This window comes from Microbacterium sp. R1 (assembly GCF_015159725.1).
GTDB classification, from domain to species: Bacteria; Actinomycetota; Actinomycetes; order Actinomycetales; family Microbacteriaceae; genus Microbacterium; species Microbacterium oxydans.
Window position 1 is genome coordinate 107,587 of the sequence record NZ_JADDUD010000003.1, and the last position, 16,666, is coordinate 124,252.

Below are 16,666 nucleotides of genomic sequence, written 5' to 3' on the forward strand. Positions count from 1 at the left end.
GGTCAGCCTCCCAACGGCAGGACCTCGGCGTGCTCGATGCCGTCCTCGTACCAGACCAGCTCGGCTTCGGTGATGGTCTCGGCGGGCGCAGGCTCGAGAGCACGCGACTCGGGCTGCGCGAAGTGCGACCAGACCTCCGGGTCGAGAGTCTTGCCGTAGAGCACCGAGAGGTGGAAGGTCCACTCCTCCAACGGCAGCTCGCCCAGGCGGCGGAAGTCCGTGGCATCCAGCGCGGTGGTCAGGGACGAGTACGCCGAGACGAGTGATGCGGTGCGGGCGAGGCGCACGATCAGGATCTGCCACGGCGTGGGGAACTCGTCCACGGCCTCGGCGGTGATCTCGATCGGCGTCTGCTGCGCCGCCCAGGAGCGGATCAGCGTGGCGAGTTCGTCGCGCCGCTCGGGCTCGTAGAAGCCTCGGAGCGTGACGTGCCCGGTGTGCGGTCGTCGTACCGGAGCGCCGAGCCGTGCGAGTGCAGTGTCCTGCACTTCCCGGTAGGTATCGGCGACCTCGACAGTGGGCCGGAGCACGAGGTACTGCTGCCCCTCCAAGCTCTCGAGCTGGTCGGGGGTGTCCATGAACGGTCGACGCATGTCAGGAGCCTAGGTCCTGGTCACCGCATGCGAAAACGGAGACCGTCACGCGCACGGCTCGGCGCGTCACATGTCGACGCGCTGAGCTGAGGGGAGATGGTCTCCGTTTTGGCAGGGCAGGGCAGGGCAGGGCAGGGAGGGGGCAGGGCAGGGAGGGGGCAGGGCAGGGAGGGGGCAGAGCAGGAGGGAGTCAGGTGGTGGCGAGGACCGCCTTGGCCGAGGTGGTGCGTCGCAGCGTCACGGCGAGCGTGGTGGCCACGAGTGACAGCACGCCCCAGACGACCAGCGCGGCGACGGCCGAACCACTGGCCGTGATGAGCCCTGCGAAGGCCGGGGCCGTCGGAAGTGCCGCACCGATGCCGGCGAGCCAGTCCGGCACGGTCGAGATCAGGCCCGTCGCTACGGCGAGCACTCCCACCAGGGCCGAGATCCAGCGACCGACGCCGCCGAACACCGCGACGAGAGCCTGGTTGACGGCGGCGAACACCACTCCGGCGAGGACCGCTGTGCCCGCGAAGGCCCACCAGGTGCCCGCGTCGTAGCTCGCCACGATCTGCACGATCAACGACACGAGCAAACCCTGACCGGCACCGATCAGCGCCGCCGGAGCGAACGCGCGCAGAGTCAGACCCGCCGAAGACCGTCGAGAGGTGAGCGTGCGAGCGGTGTGGGCGCGCATCACGACGAACGTCGCGAGTCCACCGAACCAGAGCACGACCGCGGCGAGCAGCGGGATCGCGGTGGGGCCGAAGATCGTGTCCACCGACGAGTTCGACGACACCGGGTCGGCGATCACCGAGGCGAGCGACTTCGACTCGGTGTCGCTGAACGAGGGGAGCGAGTCGGATGCCGTGCGCAGCCCGCCCGCGAGGTCGCCCGTGCCGGTCGCCAGCGTGTCGAGTCCGGTCGTGAGCTCGGTCGCGCCGTCGGCGAGAGCGGTCGCGCCGCCGGAGAGCTGGGTCGCACCGGATGCGAGGCTGCGCGCGCCAGAGGCGGATGCCCCGATACCCTGGTCGGCGAGCTGGGTGAGGCCGGAGGACAGCTGCGTGGCGCCAGCGCCGGCCTGGGACATGCTGGACGCCAGAGTGCTGAAGGTGCCAGGGAGGGCTGCGACACCACCGGCGACTTCGTCGTTGGTGAGGATGCCCGATGCCGTGCCGGCGTCTTTCGCGACAGCTCCGGCGTCGGTTGCAAGCGACGAGTACAGATCGCACTGCGCTTGGTCGGTGACCGGAGGTGTGCATGCCTGCTGAGCCAGGCCGCCCAGACGCTGGGCGAGCGCTACCGAGCCGGTCGCTGCCGATTGCGCCGATGCGGAAGCGCCTTGCACGGCCCCGACCAGCTTCTGAACCCCGCCGACGTTCTGCTGCAGCTCCGCACCACCAGCCGCCAGCCCGGACCCGATCTGTCCCGCACCCGCCGCAGCTTCACGGGTCTTGCCCGCGATCGTGTCGAGCCCCGAGGCGAGTGAGGACGCACCCGTGCTGAGCTCACCCGCGCCGGAGGCGAGTTTCGCCGCACCGTCCGGGATCGCCGCGGCTCCGGTGGCGGCGTCGCGTGCTCCGTTCGCGAGCTTGACGGCACCATCTGCGGCCTCGCCGATCTGGTCGCCGATCGTGGTGAAGCCGACCAGGATGTTCTCGGTCGTAGCCTCGGAGAGCATCGTGCCCATGGTCGAAGCGGCGACGTCGGCGATCTGGCCCGTGATGAGGTCGTCGGCGACGAGTCCGTCCTTCGGGGTCGTCACCTCGATGGTGGCCTTCTCCGCCTTCCCTCCGCCGTCGGAGACCGCGGTCCCGGCCGAGGTGGCGGCGGACGAGAAGTCCTCGGGAATCGTGATGACGGCCTGATAAGAGCCGTCGGCGAGTCCGTCAGCGGCGTCGTCCTTGTTCGAGATCACCCACGTGAGGTTCGAATCGAGGTCGTCCGATCCCTCGACGAGGCCCGAGGCGAGCTGACGTCCGAGCGGGGTCATCTGGCCGTCGATGGTCACGGGCTCGTCGAGATTGACGATCGCCGCGGTCATCGAGTCCAGCCGCTCGGTCGGGTTCTGCAGTGCCGCGACCAGGATGCCGCCGACCGCCGCGGGCAGCAGCAGCACGCCGAGGATGGTCAGCCACGTGATGGGCTTGCGGGAGCGCGCGCGCTCGATGGGGAGGGTCATGCGGTCACCTCGGTGGATTCTGCGGCGCTTCGGCGAGGGGCGCGCGTGTCGAGTGTCTGGGCGTCTGGCCATCCGGCCTCGGCGAGGGTCGTCCGTGCCGAGTCGGCATCGGATGCGGTGGTGAAGACCGCGATCGTGCGGGTCGCTGCAGCATCGCGGAGCATCGCCGTCGCCTGGTCGCGCTGCCCGCCGCTCAGCCGGTCGATCCCGTCGATCACGACGATGGATGACTTTCCGCGCAGGGCTTCTGCGAGATCGTCGAGCCCTGTGTCGGCATCGTCGATCAGCACGCAACCGACATGTGCGCGCACCCAGGCGGCGCGGCCGGGGAGGAGGTGCCCCGCAACCCTGAGTCGTCCCTCCGTCGGGGTCAGACGTCCCGCGATCGTCAGAGCCAGTGCGCGGCGGCTGCGGTGGTCGCCACCGGTCGCGATGAGGGCACCGCCCTCCGGGATCCGCATCGACAGGTTCTCGATCAGCGGCGCATCCGCGCTGATCTCGAGGTCGTCGGCGGCGACGACCGATCCGTCGCCCGGCCACGCGGCCAAGTGGCGTTCCCGTTCGACGGCCTCGCCCTCGACGTCGATTCGGGGGAGGATCTTCTCCAGCCAGCGCGGGAGCTCCCAGGCGCGCTCGCCCAGGATGGCCATGAGGGCGGGGATCAGCGTCATCCGCACCAGGAAGGCATCGAACGCGATGCCGGCGGCGAGGCCGAGCGCGATGGGCTTGAGCGACGAGTCGCCCTCAGGGACGAAGGCCACGAACACCGCGAACATGATGAGTCCTGCCGCCGTGACGACCTTCGCCGAGCCGGTGAAGCCGCTGCGCACGGCGCGGAGGGCAGCGGCTCTGCGGTTGGCGCGGTCGGGACTCTTCGCGTCCTTGTCGTGCACGAAGTCCTCGCGCATGCGGGAGACGAGGAACACCTGGTAGTCCATGGCGAGGCCGAACAGCACGCCCATCAGGATGATCGGCATGAAGCTGATGATCGGTCCCACCTTGGCGACATGCAGCAGATCGGCGAACCAGCCCCACTCGAACACGGCGCCGACCACACCGAAAGCGGCCACGATCGACAACAGGTAGCCGATGGCGGCGGTGATCGGCACCCAGAGGGATCGGAACACGATGGTCAGCAGGATGAGCGAGAGGCCGATCACGAAGATGCCGAAGGGCAGCAGCGCGTTGCCGAGCTGGTCGGAGATGTCGATGCCGACGGCCGTGAAGCCGGTGACTTTGAGGTCGATGCCGAACTCGTCGAGCCATTCATCGTGGTGGCTGCGCAGCTCGCGCACGAGGTCGGCGGTCGCGGGGTCGTCGGGCGCGGTCTCCGGCACGATCTGCACGATCCCGGTGTCTGCGGTCTCGTTCGGGGTCGCGAGGGCGACCTCCTTGACGCCGGGGACCTTCGCGACCGCGTCGCCGAGGTCCTCCATCAGCGTCAGCGGATCGGTGGAGGTGACGATCGTGCCCGTCAGGATCATCGGACCGTTGAAGCCGGGGCCGAACTCCTCGCCGACGAGGTCGTAGGTCTGCCGTGCCTCGTTGTCCTTGGGTAGCACGCCGGCGTTCGGCAGAGCGAGGTCGAGGCTGAGCGCGGGGACGGCGACGATCCCGAGTCCGAGCACCACTGCGATCGACACCAGCACGGGGTGCTTCATGACGCCGCCGACCCACCGGGCGCTGCCCTTCACCGGGACGACCGGCTTCGAGGGCACGGAATCGTCCGCCTGACCGGCGGCGGTCTTGTTCGTCTTCGGGGTCCTGACCTTCTTCGGGCGCCCGACGACCCTGCCCTTCATGAAGCCGAGCAGGGCGGGAGTGAGGGTGACGGCGATAGCGACGGCGACGGCCACGGCGGCGGAGGCGGCGATACCCATGGTCGTCAGGAACGGGATGCCGGCGAAGCCGAGGCCGATCAGGGCGATGAGCACGGTGACACCGGCGAACACGACGGCGGATCCGGCGGTGCCGACGGCACGGGAGGCCGACTCCTCCGGGTCGACGCCGTCGCGCACCTGGTCCTGATGCCTCGCCATGATGAACAGTGCGTAGTCGATACCCACCGCGAGCCCGAGCATGAGAGCCAGCAGCGGGGTGGTGGACGATACGGTGGCGAACGCGGTCGCGGTGAAGATGCCGGCCATCGAGATGCCGACACCGAGGATCGCGGTGAGCAGGGGGAGGCCGGCCACGACGAATGAGCGGAACGTGACGATCAGCACCAGCAGGGCGATGAGCAGTCCGACGGCTTCGGTGAGCGTGACGCCGGGGATCGAGATCGCGAACAGATCTCCGCCGAGCGAGGTCTGGGACCCTGTCGGGAGTTCGGCTCCCAGGTCGCTCACGACCGTGCGCAGCGCATCCTGCGTCTCCTCGGAGACGTCAGTGGATTCGCCGTCGAACTGCACGCGCACGATGGCGGCGGTGTCGTCGTCGTTGATCATGCCCTTGACCATCTCGTCGTACGGCGAGGTGGCAGCGAGCACGCCGTCGAGGTCGCCGAGCTCATCGACCGCGCCCTCGATGTCGTCCTGGTACTCGGCGTCCGTGATCTTGTCGCCGTCGGCGGCGACCACGATGAACTGCGCATTGGTGCCGCTCACCTGCGGGAACGAGCGCGAGAGCTGCTCGAGCCCGGCCTGCGACTCGGTACCGGGGATGGAGAACGTGTTGTCGGTTCCCGCGCCCAGGACGAGCGCTCCGGCGCCGGCGATGCCGAGCGCGAGCAACCAGGACACGAGGACCCGCCACGGGTGCCGGAAGGACCAGCGTCCGAGCGAGGACAGGAGAGTGGACACGCGTTCCTCCGAGGGGTGCGGGGTGGATACACAGGTGTATCCAATACATAGATGTATCGTAAGGTGACCCGCCCGGCCAAGCCTGTGTGCGGGGTGTGAATCATGCGAGAGTGAAGGGCTAGGAGGTTTCGATGTCGACACCCGCAACCCGCAGCCGCGAGAACACGCGCGCTCGCCTGCTGGAAGCCGCGGCGCAGGTCTTCGCCGAGGTCGGGCTCGATGGAGCGTCGGTCGAGGCGGTGTGCGAACGCGCCGGATTCACGCGCGGCGCGTTCTACTCGAACTTCGAGTCCAAGGATGAGCTGTTCCTCATGCTCGCCGCCAGCGTCTCCGAGGTGCGCGTGAACGCCGTGCGCACCCGTGTGGAGGAGTTGACGGCCGCCGGTGCCCTGGTGGAAGGCTGTGATCCGATCGAGCTCGTGCAGCAGATCATGGAGCTCGGCGGCGACGACAGGCTCGGCGTCATGCTGCTCAGCGAGATCCGTATCCGTGCGCTGCGCGACGCGAAGTTCGGCGAGGCGTACCTCGCGCAGGAGCGGGAGATGGTCGCCAGCATCGCCCAGATCGTCGACGACATCGTCGCGGCCGGTCTGCTGCGTCTGCGACTGCCCGCGGTGGTCGCCGCCCGCATGCTCATGATCATCTGGGAGGGCATGACCGTGCGCGGGGCGATGGCCGGACAGGACGATGCCCAGCTCCGGCACTCCGGTGGCGAAGAACTCGGGCGCCTGGTGCAGCTGCTCATCGAGTCGTAGGCCGGGCTTTGGTTCCGCAGATTCAGCGCGTGGTCGTGGACAGCTCGCCGTAGCAGCGGGCGAGCCGGGCGAGCCACCATTCGCGACGCTCGTCGGGCGCCGCGAGCCGGCTGAGCGACTCCGCGTCCGGCGTCACGCGGCCGACGGGGATCGAGCCGTCGACCGGGCGAAGATCTGCCACGTCGTCCAGGAACAGGGAAGCCGTTCCGAGCCCGCAGTCGTAGTCGAGCATCGGGAGCGCGGCGGCGAGGGCGGCACCCTGGGACAGGCCGATGGCCGTGTCCAGCGCGCTCGAGACCACGACGGGAAGGCCGGCGGCGGTGACGATCTGCAAGGCGTGCGTGATCCCGCCGAGGGGCTGCGCCTTGATCACGAGCAGGTCGGCGGCTCCGGCGCGGGCGACCGCGAGGGGGTCGGACGACTTGCGGACGCTCTCGTCGGCGGCGACGGGGATGCCCATGTACTTCACGCGTCTTCGGAGCTCCGCCAGTTCGGGAACCGTCGCGCACGGCTGCTCCACGTACTCGAGGTCGCACTCGCCGAGGGCGTGCACCGCGTGCTCGGCCTCGTCGACGTTCCAGGCGCCGTTCGCGTCGATGCGGATGCGGCCCTCCGGACCCATCGTCTCCCGCACCGCCCGGACGCGCGCGACATCGTCGGCGAGCGTCTGCCCTGGTTCGGCGACCTTCACCTTGGCCGTGCGGCAGCCGGCGAAGCGCGCCAGCAGCTCGGGCACCAGTGACGCCTCGATGGCCGGAACCGTGGCGTTGACGCCGATGCGATCCCGCAGCGCGGTCGGCTGACGATTCCAGGCGAAGTCGATCGCGGCAGCCAGCCAGGTCGCCGCCTCCACGTCGTCGTACTCCACGAACGGGGAGAACTCCGCCCAGCCTTCCGGCCCCTCGAAGAGCAGTGCCTCCCGTGTGTCGACGCCACGGAAGCGGCTGTGCATGGGGAGGGCGACGACCCTGGCCGAGTCGAGCAGGTCTGCGAGCGGCGGGATCATGTGCCCATTCTGCTCCGAGTCGCCCTGCGGGCGTGGCCCGTGGAGGGGTGAGTCTCATTTCGGTGTGCGGTTGACGATAGTGTGCGACACACAGTAATGTGACGGGCATGAACGAAACCCTCGACATCCACCTGCAGGAACTGCGGCGCGGCACCGTGGTGCTCGCCTGCCTGCAGCTGCTGCGCTCGCCGGGATACGGCTACGCGCTGTTGGAGATGCTCGAGCAGCGCGGTTTCGCCACCGATGCGAACACCCTGTACCCGCTGCTGCGCCGTCTGGAGAAGCAGGAGTACCTCACGAGCGAGTGGAACACCGACGAGGCGCGTCCCCGCAAGTTCTACCGCACCTCGGAAGCCGGCGTCCGCCTCGCCGACGCCCTCACCGACGAATGGCGGTCGCTCACGGCGGCGATCGCGTCCCTCACCTCAGAGGAGAACTGACATGACCACCACTCTCACCGAACGCTACGTCAGCGCCACGATCCGCAGTCTGCGGCCGGAAGCGCAGGCGGACGTCCGTGCCGAGCTCGAAGCCTCCATCGCCGACGCGGTCGAGGCGCGCGTGGAGCAGGGAGAAGCGCCCGAGGATGCCGAACGCGCGGTACTCACCGAGCTCGGCGATCCCGGCGCTCTCGCGGCAGGCTATGCCGACCGCCCCCTGTACCTGATCGGGCCCCGCTACTACCTCACCTGGTGGCGTCTGCTGATCCTGCTGCTCAAGTTCGTCCCTGTCAGCGTTTTCGCCGCCGTCGCGCTGGGCCTGACGATCTCCGCGGCCCCGATCGGGGAGATCATGTCCACGTCGCTCCTCGCGACCGGCGGCACGATTCTCCACCTGTGCTTCTGGACCACCCTGGTCTTCGTGATCCTGGAGCGAGCCGGTACCGATACCGGGGTGAGATGGGATGTCGATCAGCTTCCCGAGCCGACCGACGACGGGGTGGGCCGCAGCGAGCTGATCGCCTCGCTGGTGTTCCTCGGCATCAGTGTCGGAGCGCTGTTCTGGGACCGCTTCCGCGGTTTCGTCCAGGTGGACGGTGAGGCGCTGCCGATCCTGAACCCCCAGCTGTGGCCGTGGGGGATCGGCGTTCTGTTCGTGCTGATCGCGGCGGAGGTCGTGTTCGCCTTGGTGCTCCACCGGCGGCGGCGATGGAGCATCGGTGTCGCCGTGGCGAACACGGTGCTGGCCCTGGCCTTCCTCGCCTGGGTCGTGATCCTGCTGCTGACGGATCAGCTCGTGAACCCCGAGTTCCTCGCACAGATCGCGACGGCCGGTGGCGAGGGTTTCGCCGCCGGTCAGGCGGAATCGGCCGACGAAGGCGGGGTGTTCAGGATCCTCGCCGTGCTGCTCGGATTCGGCGTCGCGATCGGGGTCGGGTGGGACATCGTCGACGGCTGGCTCAAGACCGCCCGCGCGAACAGACGACCGGAGCAACAGGAATAGGGTGGATGCCGTGACCGATGCCTTCGTCTCCGACCTGTTCGACCCGGCCGAATGGGTGCTCGCGCCCGGCGCCGAGGACTACACCGACATCACCGCGCATGTCTCGCGGGACGGCGGAGTCGCGCGCATCGCCTTCAACCGGCCGGAGGTGCGCAACGCCTTCCGTCCGCACACGGTCGACGAGCTCTACCGTGCCCTCGACATCGCCCGACAGGATGCGCGCATCGGTGCGGTGCTGCTCACGGGAAACGGACCGAGCCCGAAGGACGGCGGCTGGGCGTTCTGCTCCGGTGGCGACCAGCGCATCCGCGGTCGCGATGGATACAAGTACTCCAACGCCGAGACGGCGATCGTCGACGGGGCGAGCCGCGCGGCGGTCGGTCGACTCCACATCCTCGAGGTGCAGCGGCTCATCCGCTTCATGCCGAAGGTCGTCATCGCGGTGGTGCCGGGGTGGGCGGCCGGCGGCGGCCACTCCCTGCATGTGGTGTGCGACCTCACGATCGCCTCGGCGGAAGAGGCGCGTTTCAAGCAGACGGATGCGGACGTCGGCAGCTTCGACGCCGGGTACGGCTCTGCATACATGGCGCGTCAGACCGGACAGAAGTTCGCCAGAGAGGTGTTCTTCCTGGCGGAGGAGTACTCCGCACAGCGCGCGTACGAGGCCGGTGCGGTCAACCGTGTCGTGCCGCACGTCGACCTCGAACGCGAGGCGCTGAAGATGGCGCGCACCGTGTTGACCAAGTCCCCGACCGCCATCCGGATGCTGAAGTTCGCCTTCAACGCGGTCGATGACGGTCTCGTCGGCCAGCAGGTCTTCGCCGGCGAGGCCACTCGCCTCGCCTACGGCACCGACGAGGCCGTCGAGGGGCGCGACTCCTTCCTCGAGAAGCGCGACCCCGACTGGTCGTCCTTCCCCTGGCACTACTGAGTCCGCCGGTCCCACAGAGTCGGAGACACGCATGACCGCCCTGATCCCCACAGATGCCGAAGACCCGGTTCTGCTGCGGGAGGCCCTGCAGCGGGCGCTCGACGGCGGCCCCGCTCTGGGGCTGGGGATGGTGGCCGATGCCCCGGAGAACGTGGCGGACGGACTCGCGGCGGTGATCGCGACGTCGGGATCGAGCGGCATCCCGAAGCGCGTCGCGCTGAGCGGGGAGGCGCTGAGGGCGAGCGCAGAGGCGACGGCGGCACGGATCGGCAGCGGCCGCTGGCTGCTCGCACTGCCCGCCGGCTACGTCGCCGGGCTCCAGGTGCTCGTGCGGTCGATCCTCGCGGATACGCAGCCCACACGGATCGAGGGGCGATTCTCGCCGCAGGTCTTCGCCGAGGCGACGTACGAGATGATGCGGCCGTCGTCGAGCACGGGGATGCCCGACCTGTACACCTCGCTCGTGCCCGCCCAGGTCTCGACGCTGCTCGACGCCGCGGACGAGACGTCGGTCCGTGCGGCCTTGACGGCGTATCGGGCGATCCTCGTGGGCGGCCAGTCTCTTCCCGAGCCGCTGCGCGAGCGAGCAGCCGACCTCGGGGTGCGACTGGTGCGCACCTACGGTTCGACCGAGACCAGCGGGGGATGCGTCTACGACGGCGTACCGCTCGACACGGTCGGCGTCCGCACGGTGGACGGAGAGCTGCGCATCGCCGGGCCCATGCTCGCCGAAGGATACCTGGGAGATGCGGCACTGACCGCGCGCACCTTCGTGCGTGATGAGCACGGCATCCGCTGGTACCGCACCGGCGACCTCGGCCTCGTCGAAGACGGCACTGTGCGCGTGCACGGCCGGGCCGACAACGTGATCGTCTCCGGCGGCATCAACATCTCCCTCGACCGTGTGGAACGGGTCGTCCGTCGCGTCCCCGGTCTCCACGAGGCCGTGGTGGTCGGCGTGGAGGATGAGCGGTGGGGCGAGGCATCCGTGATCGTGGCGGCGCGGGGGGAGGTGCTCCGGCGCAGCGAGTCCGAGCAGCTCGCGCACGCCCGGGGCGCGGTCGAGGAAGAGCTCGGCAAGCATGCCAGGCCTGCACGGTTGATCGTGGTCGACGAGATCGACGTGCTGTCCTCGGGCAAGCCCGACCGCGAGTCCCTCCGACGGATGGTCGCCGAGCTGCGCTGAGGCGTGCCACGACCGGTCTCGAAGGGCTCTGCCAGACTGACCCCATGGCCTCGTACACGCATGGACACCACGAAACCGTCCTCCGCTCGCACAACGTCCGCGACATCGCGAACTCCGCCGAGTACCTCCGTCCGCACCTCGGGGCCAGCACACGACTTCTCGACGTGGGCGCAGGTCCTGGGAGCATCACGGTCGACTTCGCCGGCATCGTGGCGCACGTGACAGCGACGGAGATCGACGAGAACGCCCTGTCCCTCTCGGAGCGGCTCGCCGCCGATCGCGGCCTCACGAACCTGTCGTTCTCCGTCGAAGACGTGCACGCGCTGAGCTTTCCCGACGAATCCTTCGACGTCGTGCACGCGCACCAGGTGCTCCAGCACGTCGGCGACCCCGTGCAGGCTCTGCGCGAGATGCGCCGCGTCACGGTTCCGGGCGGTGTCGTCGCCGCACGCGATGCCGACTACGCGGGCTTCGTGTGGTTCCCCGTACTGCCGGAGCTCGACCGGTGGCTCGCGCTGTATCGCGCCGCGGCCAGGGCCAACGGCGGAGAGCCGGATGCGGGACGACGGCTGTTGGCCTGGGCACGCGCTGCGGGCTTCACCGACATCTCGGCGACGGCGTCGACCTGGTGCTACGCGTCTCCGGAGGAGCGGGCTTGGTGGGGCGGCATGTGGGCCGACCGCATCCTCGAATCCGCGCTCGCACGGCAGCTCGTCGACAGCGACATGGCGACGCCCGCTGATCTACAGGAGATCAGCGACGCCTGGAAGCGCTGGGCCGATGACGGCGACGGCTGGTACCTGGTGCCGCACGGCGAGATCGTCGCACGCGCCTGACCCGGCACGGATACATCCCTCGACGGATGCCCACGCGCAGACGCTCGCGTAGCGTGGGGGAGTGATCCGCCCGCTCTCCCGCACCGCGCTGATCCTCGACATCGTCGGGGCGGCGTTGCTCTTCCTCGTGCTCGCACCGATGTCGCTGGTGTTCTACGGGCCCGTCACGGACAACCCGGCCGTCGGCGGCGCGGCGATCGTGATCCTCGTCTTCGCGAGCGTGCTCATGTCCGGTGCCGTCGCCATCGGACGGCTCGCGCCCGGATGGGCGTTGGCCACAGCCTGGGCCGGCGCCGTGCTGCAGATGATCGCCGGTTTCGGGCCGCTGCCGATCGACGTCGCGATCCTGCTGGTGCTGTACGCGACCTCCGCCTGGGGGACGCGCCGGGTGCTCTGGTGGGGATTCGGTTCAGCGCTCTTCGGCGGTCTCGTGGCCGCCGTGTTCATGGTGATCGTCAACGGTGTGGCGTTCGGAACCGGCGACGGATGGCAGAAGATCACCACGGGGACGCTGCTCCTCGTGCTCTCGGTCATGGCGCTCGGCTTCGCCTGGGTGTGCGGCCTGCTGTGGCGTGTCGTGCTGCGCGCGCGCCGAACGAGGTCGGCCCAGCTGCAGGCCGAGTCCCTCGCCGCCGAGGAGCAGGAACGGGTGCGCATCGCGCGCGACATGCATGACGTCGTCGCGCATTCGCTGGCCGTGGTGATCGCCCAGGCGGACGGTGCCAGGTACGCGGCCGCGGTGCAGCCCGAAGTGGCGACCGAGGCTCTCGGCACCATCGCCCAGACCGCGCGCGGAGCTCTGAGCGACGTACGGATGCTGCTCACGCAGTTGCGGCATCGACAGGGCGACGGTCCGCAGCCGACGCTCGCCGACCTCGAGGCGCTGTTCGCGCAGGTGCGGCAGGCCGGGATCGAGCCGCGCGTCACCGTGGATCCGATGCCGCCGGGGGAGCCGCCCGCCGCGATCCAGCTCGCCGTGTACCGCATCCTCCAGGAGGCGCTCACGAACGCGATCCGCCACGGAGACGGCGCGGTCGACGTGCACATCGCCTGGCTTCCCGACCGCGTCGACGTCGATGTGCGGAACACGGTCGCGAGCGAGGCGACCTCCGTCCCCGGCGGACACGGGCTCATCGGCATGCGTGAGCGTGCGCAGCTCGTCGGCGGTAGTCTGCAAGCCGAGCGCAGAGGGGCACAGTTCGTCGTCCACGCCACGCTCCCGATCGGAGTCTCCGAATGATCAGAGTCGTGCTCGTCGACGACCAGGCGCTCTTCCGTGCCGGAATCCGGATGCTCATCGCGTCACAGCCCGACCTCGAGGTGGTCGGCGAAGCCGGCAACGGCCAGGAGGCGATCGACGTCGTCCGCACGACCCGCCCCGACGTGGTGATGATGGACATCCGGATGCCGGTGATGGACGGGCTCACGGCGACTGCGGAGATCCTGGCCCGCCCTGATGCCCCGCGCGTCGTCATGCTCACCACGTTCGATCTGGATGAGGCAGCGGCGAGGGCGATCCGGCAGGGCGCGAGCGGATTCCTCCTCAAGGACGCCGACCCCGAGTTCCTGCTCGCGGCGATCCGCACGGTGCACTCCGGGTCGAGCGTGATCGCTGCTTCGGCGACCCGCGATCTCTTCGAGCACTTCGCCGAGGCTCCCAAACCCGTTCCGCCGCAGTATGCCGACCTGACGGACCGGGAGAGGGAGATCTTCGCGCTCGCGGCCCGAGGGCTGTCGAATGCCGAGATCGCGAGCCGGGAGTACCTGAGCGAGGCGACGGTGAAGACGCACATCAGCAGGATCCTCAGCAAGCTGGCGCTGCGCGACCGGGTGCAGCTCGTGGTGTTCGCCTTCGAGCACGGCCTCGCCTGACGCAGACATCCCCTGACGCACGTCTCGCCTGACGCACGTCTCGCCTGACGCACGCCTGGGTGGGACGGGATCATCCTTGCGATGTATGCCGATGCGCCCCGCGGGCGATGACCCGCCACGGGCGGCGGAAATAGCGTCGGAGACATGGAGATCACGACCACCGACCTGGGGCTCGCCGCCCGCGTCCAGCACCTGAAGAAGACCTACGGCTCCGGCGAGGGCACCGTCCACGCGCTGGACGACGTCAGCGTGGGCATCCGCCGCGGGCAGTTCACCGCCATCATGGGGCCTTCGGGTTCCGGCAAGTCGACCCTGATGCACATCATGGCGGGACTCGACAGCCCGACCGAGGGACGCGCGTGGATCGGCGACACCGAGATCACCGGCCTGGGCGACATCGACCTCACCATCCTGCGGCGCCGCCGGGTCGGCTTCATCTTCCAGGCCTTCAACCTCGTCCCGACGCTCGACACCCTCGGCAACATCATGCTCCCGTTCGAGCTCGACGGTCGCCGTCCGAGTGCGATCGAGCGCGCGCGCATCGACGGGCTCGTCGAGACGCTCGGCCTGGGCTCGCGGCTCTCCCACCGTCCGCACCAGTTGTCCGGCGGTCAGCAGCAGCGTGTCGCCATCGCCCGCGCCCTCGCCACGGCACCCGACCTCGTGTTCGCCGATGAGCCCACCGGCAACCTCGACTCGAAGACCGGCCGTGAGGTGCTGCGCCTGCTCGCCACCGCGAGCCGCGAGCACGGGCAGTCGATCGCGATGGTCACGCACGACGCGATCGCCGCCAGCCACGCCGACCGCGTGCTCTACCTCGGCGACGGACGCATCGTCGCCGACCACCCCCGTCAGACCGCTGAGGAGATCTCGGCCTACATGCTCGCCGCGGAGGTGGCCGCATGAGCGCCGTCGCCACGGTCGTCCCCGAGACTCGGGCGACCGGACCCCGACTCGCGTGGTTGCGCGACCGCGGGATGGGGGCCAGCATCCTGGTCGCGGCACTGTCCGCGGCGTTCGGCGTGCTCCTCGTGGAGATCACCGCCTACATCGGCGCCGTGCTGCAGAACGATCCGTTCATCGGCGACAGCGAGACTCTCGCCTTCGTCGTCGCCCTGCTCTCCGTCCTGTTGACCGTCGTCGCGATGTACGTCGCGGCCATCGTCACCGCCAACACCTTCTCGACGATCATCGCCGGTCGTACGCGGCAGATCGCGCTCATGCGCCTGATCGGTGCGACCGCGCGCTCCCAGCGCGCCGAGGTCGGCAGGCAGGGACTCGTCGTCGGACTCCTCGGAGCAGCGATCGGTCTGCTGGTCGGGATCGGGCTCGCGGCCGTCGGAGTGCAGATCGGCGGGCAGCTGATCACCAATGCCCCGTCCGATTTCTCCCTCGCTCAGCCCTTCGTGGCGCTTCCGGCGATCGGCGTGGCCCTCACGACATGGGCGGCGGCCTGGGCCGGTTCCCGACGCGTGCTCGCGGTGACCCCGCTGCAGTCGCTGGGCGGTTCGGTCGAGCGCACCCTCGACGAGGTCTCCGGCAAGCCGGGCCGGCACATCGGCGCCTGGGTGCTGCTCATCGCCGGTGCGCTGCTCCTGGTCGGCGGGGTTCTGGTGGGGCTCATGACGCCGCTCGGCGTCGTCGTGGCGTTCGTCGGCGGTGTGCTCTCGTTCACCGGCCTCGCGCTCGGATCCGTGCTGTTCATGCCGCCCGTGCTGCGTCTGGTCGGCCGGATGTTCGGGTCGAGCGCCACCGCTCGCCTCGCCGCCGAGAACGCGCTGCGATACCCCGAGCGTTCGTCGCGGATGGCGATCGGCGTGGTGATGGGTGTGACCCTGGTGACGATGTTCGCCGTGGCCCTGGAATCGGCCAAGGCGTTGATGATGAGCCAGTCGACGGGAGAGGTCCCTCCGGAGTTCTTCGCCCCGATGGACGCTTTCGCGGCGGTGATGATGGTGCTGGTCGCCGTCTCCGCGGTGATCGCCGCAGTCGGCCTCGTGAACCTCCTCACGATCGGAGTGGTGCAGCGAGGCAGGGAGCTCGGACTGCTGCGCTCGATCGGTCTGTCGAATCGCCAGGTGCGACGGATGGTGCTGCTCGAAGCCACGCACATCACGGTCGCGGCGACTCTGACGGGCCTCGTGCTCGGGGTCGTGTACGGCTGGATCGCCGCGCAGTCGCTGCTCGGTTCGGTGCCGACATTGCCGGACTTCACGCCGGCGGGGCTCGTCGCGCCCCAGATCCCGTGGGTTCCCGTGGCCATCATCGTCGTCGCGACGGCGGTGCTCACGCTGGTGGCGGCCGCGACGCCGACGCGACTGGCGACCAGGGTGGCCCCGGTCGAGGCTCTCGCAGCCGACTGACGCCTCTAGGCTGGTCGGGTGCCGTCGCCGTTCGATCAGTCCACGTATCAGGTCCGCCTCGACTGGGGGACAGCCGGTCTCGACCGGCTCGCCGCCGCCGACGTCGTCGTGGTCGTCGATGTGCTGAGGTTCTCCTCGATCGTCGTCGACGCCGTCGCGTCCGGCGCCGAGGTCGGTGTGGCCGAGGCGGAGACCTGGTCGCGCAACGGCGCGGCGGTCGCGGTCGCGGCCTCCCGCGGATCGACGGTGCTCGTGGGAAGCATCCGCAACGCCGGCGCCGTCGCTCGCGCGGTGCAGACCATCCAGGAGCGCCGGCAGGCACGCACCTCCGTCGCCGTCATCGCGGCCGGCGAGCTCGACGAGAACGAGCTTCTCCGGTTCGCCGTGGAAGACCAGCTCGGTGCGGGCGCGGTCATCGCCGCTCTCTCGGCTCGGGGCATCGATCACACGGCCCCGGACGCCGCGGTCGCCGCCGAGGGGTTCCACGCACTCCGCGCCGCCGTGCGGCATATGGTCGGGGCGAGCGGTTCCGGGCGGGAGATCGCCGGCGGCGTCGCGGCGACGGCCCGCATCGAAGCAGCAGGACTGACACCCACCACGGTCGCCGACGCGGCGGTGCTCGACGCGGTCGACGTCGTCCCCGTGCTGCGTGATGGGGTGTTCACCCGCTTCGAGTGATGTCGCCTCGGCCCGTCCGGCGCGATCCTGCCGGCACG

The 16,666-nt window shown here is 69.7% G+C and carries 15 protein-coding genes; 11 read left to right on the forward strand and 4 right to left on the reverse strand.

Annotation, left to right across the window (positions count from 1 at the left end; translation table 11 throughout):
* Positions 1-2 precede the first annotated feature (2 nt).
* From ILP86_RS14315 to ILP86_RS14325, 3 genes are all read right to left on the reverse strand, one after another.
* Positions 3-593, reverse strand: a complete 591-nt coding sequence (locus ILP86_RS14315) for a 2'-5' RNA ligase family protein (protein ID WP_227751275.1) — start codon at positions 591-593, stop codon at positions 3-5.
* A 190-nt stretch (positions 594-783) separates the two neighbouring features.
* The gene (locus ILP86_RS14320) at positions 784-2,757 is read right to left on the reverse strand and encodes a YhgE/Pip domain-containing protein (RefSeq protein WP_193762282.1); all 1,974 of its coding nucleotides are present in this window, start codon (positions 2,755-2,757) and stop codon (positions 784-786) included.
* Positions 2,754-5,558, reverse strand: coding sequence for an MMPL family transporter (locus ILP86_RS14325; RefSeq protein ID WP_193762283.1), 2,805 nt, complete (start codon positions 5,556-5,558; stop codon positions 2,754-2,756). The genes ILP86_RS14320 and ILP86_RS14325 overlap by 4 nt, the downstream gene beginning before the upstream one ends.
* A gap of 131 nt (positions 5,559-5,689) precedes the next feature.
* Here ILP86_RS14325 and ILP86_RS14330 point away from each other — a divergent pair, with 131 nt between their 5' ends.
* Positions 5,690-6,313: a TetR/AcrR family transcriptional regulator gene (locus ILP86_RS14330; RefSeq protein ID WP_046747323.1), complete on the forward strand. Its 624-nt coding sequence runs from the start codon at positions 5,690-5,692 to the stop codon at positions 6,311-6,313.
* 22 nt (positions 6,314-6,335) lie between these two features.
* Here the strand turns inward: ILP86_RS14330 and ILP86_RS14335 are convergent, their stop codons facing one another.
* Positions 6,336-7,319: an o-succinylbenzoate synthase gene (locus ILP86_RS14335; protein WP_193762284.1), complete on the reverse strand. Its 984-nt coding sequence runs from the start codon at positions 7,317-7,319 to the stop codon at positions 6,336-6,338.
* Positions 7,320-7,426: 107 nt separating this feature from the next.
* Here ILP86_RS14335 and ILP86_RS14340 point away from each other — a divergent pair, with 107 nt between their 5' ends.
* The 10 genes from ILP86_RS14340 to ILP86_RS14385 all read left to right on the forward strand — a co-directional run bounded on the left by ILP86_RS14340 (position 7,427) and on the right by ILP86_RS14385 (position 16,628).
* Positions 7,427-7,759, forward strand: a complete 333-nt coding sequence (locus ILP86_RS14340; RefSeq protein ID WP_046747325.1) for a PadR family transcriptional regulator — start codon at positions 7,427-7,429, stop codon at positions 7,757-7,759.
* Position 7,760: 1 nt separating this feature from the next.
* Positions 7,761-8,762, forward strand: a complete 1,002-nt coding sequence (locus ILP86_RS14345; protein ID WP_193762285.1) for a permease prefix domain 1-containing protein — start codon at positions 7,761-7,763, stop codon at positions 8,760-8,762.
* Positions 8,763-8,772: 10 nt separating this feature from the next.
* On the forward strand, positions 8,773-9,693 hold the full coding sequence (locus tag ILP86_RS14350) for a 1,4-dihydroxy-2-naphthoyl-CoA synthase (RefSeq protein WP_193762286.1): 921 nt from the start codon (positions 8,773-8,775) through the stop codon (positions 9,691-9,693).
* A 31-nt stretch (positions 9,694-9,724) separates the two neighbouring features.
* Entirely contained in the window at positions 9,725-10,879 is a 1,155-nt protein-coding gene (locus tag ILP86_RS14355) for an AMP-binding protein (RefSeq protein ID WP_193762287.1), read from the forward strand.
* Positions 10,880-10,923: 44 nt separating this feature from the next.
* Positions 10,924-11,715 (forward strand): class I SAM-dependent methyltransferase, encoded by a 792-nt coding sequence (locus ILP86_RS14360; protein ID WP_046747327.1) that lies wholly within the window; start codon positions 10,924-10,926, stop codon positions 11,713-11,715.
* 61 nt (positions 11,716-11,776) lie between these two features.
* Positions 11,777-12,955 carry a sensor histidine kinase gene (locus ILP86_RS14365; protein WP_113680059.1) on the forward strand — a complete coding sequence of 393 codons (1,179 nt, stop codon included), beginning with the start codon at positions 11,777-11,779 and terminating at the stop codon, positions 12,953-12,955.
* Complete coding sequence (locus ILP86_RS14370; protein WP_061017172.1) at positions 12,952-13,587, forward strand: response regulator transcription factor; 636 nt, start codon at positions 12,952-12,954, stop codon at positions 13,585-13,587. The genes ILP86_RS14365 and ILP86_RS14370 overlap by 4 nt, the downstream gene beginning before the upstream one ends.
* 144 nt (positions 13,588-13,731) lie before the next feature.
* Positions 13,732-14,493, forward strand: a complete 762-nt coding sequence (locus tag ILP86_RS14375; protein ID WP_046747330.1) for an ABC transporter ATP-binding protein — start codon at positions 13,732-13,734, stop codon at positions 14,491-14,493.
* On the forward strand, positions 14,490-15,950 hold the full coding sequence (locus ILP86_RS14380) for an ABC transporter permease (protein WP_193762288.1): 1,461 nt from the start codon (positions 14,490-14,492) through the stop codon (positions 15,948-15,950). Before ILP86_RS14375 ends, ILP86_RS14380 begins: the two co-directional genes overlap by 4 nt.
* A gap of 18 nt (positions 15,951-15,968) precedes the next feature.
* Positions 15,969-16,628, forward strand: a complete 660-nt coding sequence (locus ILP86_RS14385; protein WP_193762289.1) for a 2-phosphosulfolactate phosphatase — start codon at positions 15,969-15,971, stop codon at positions 16,626-16,628.
* Positions 16,629-16,666 lie beyond the last annotated feature (38 nt).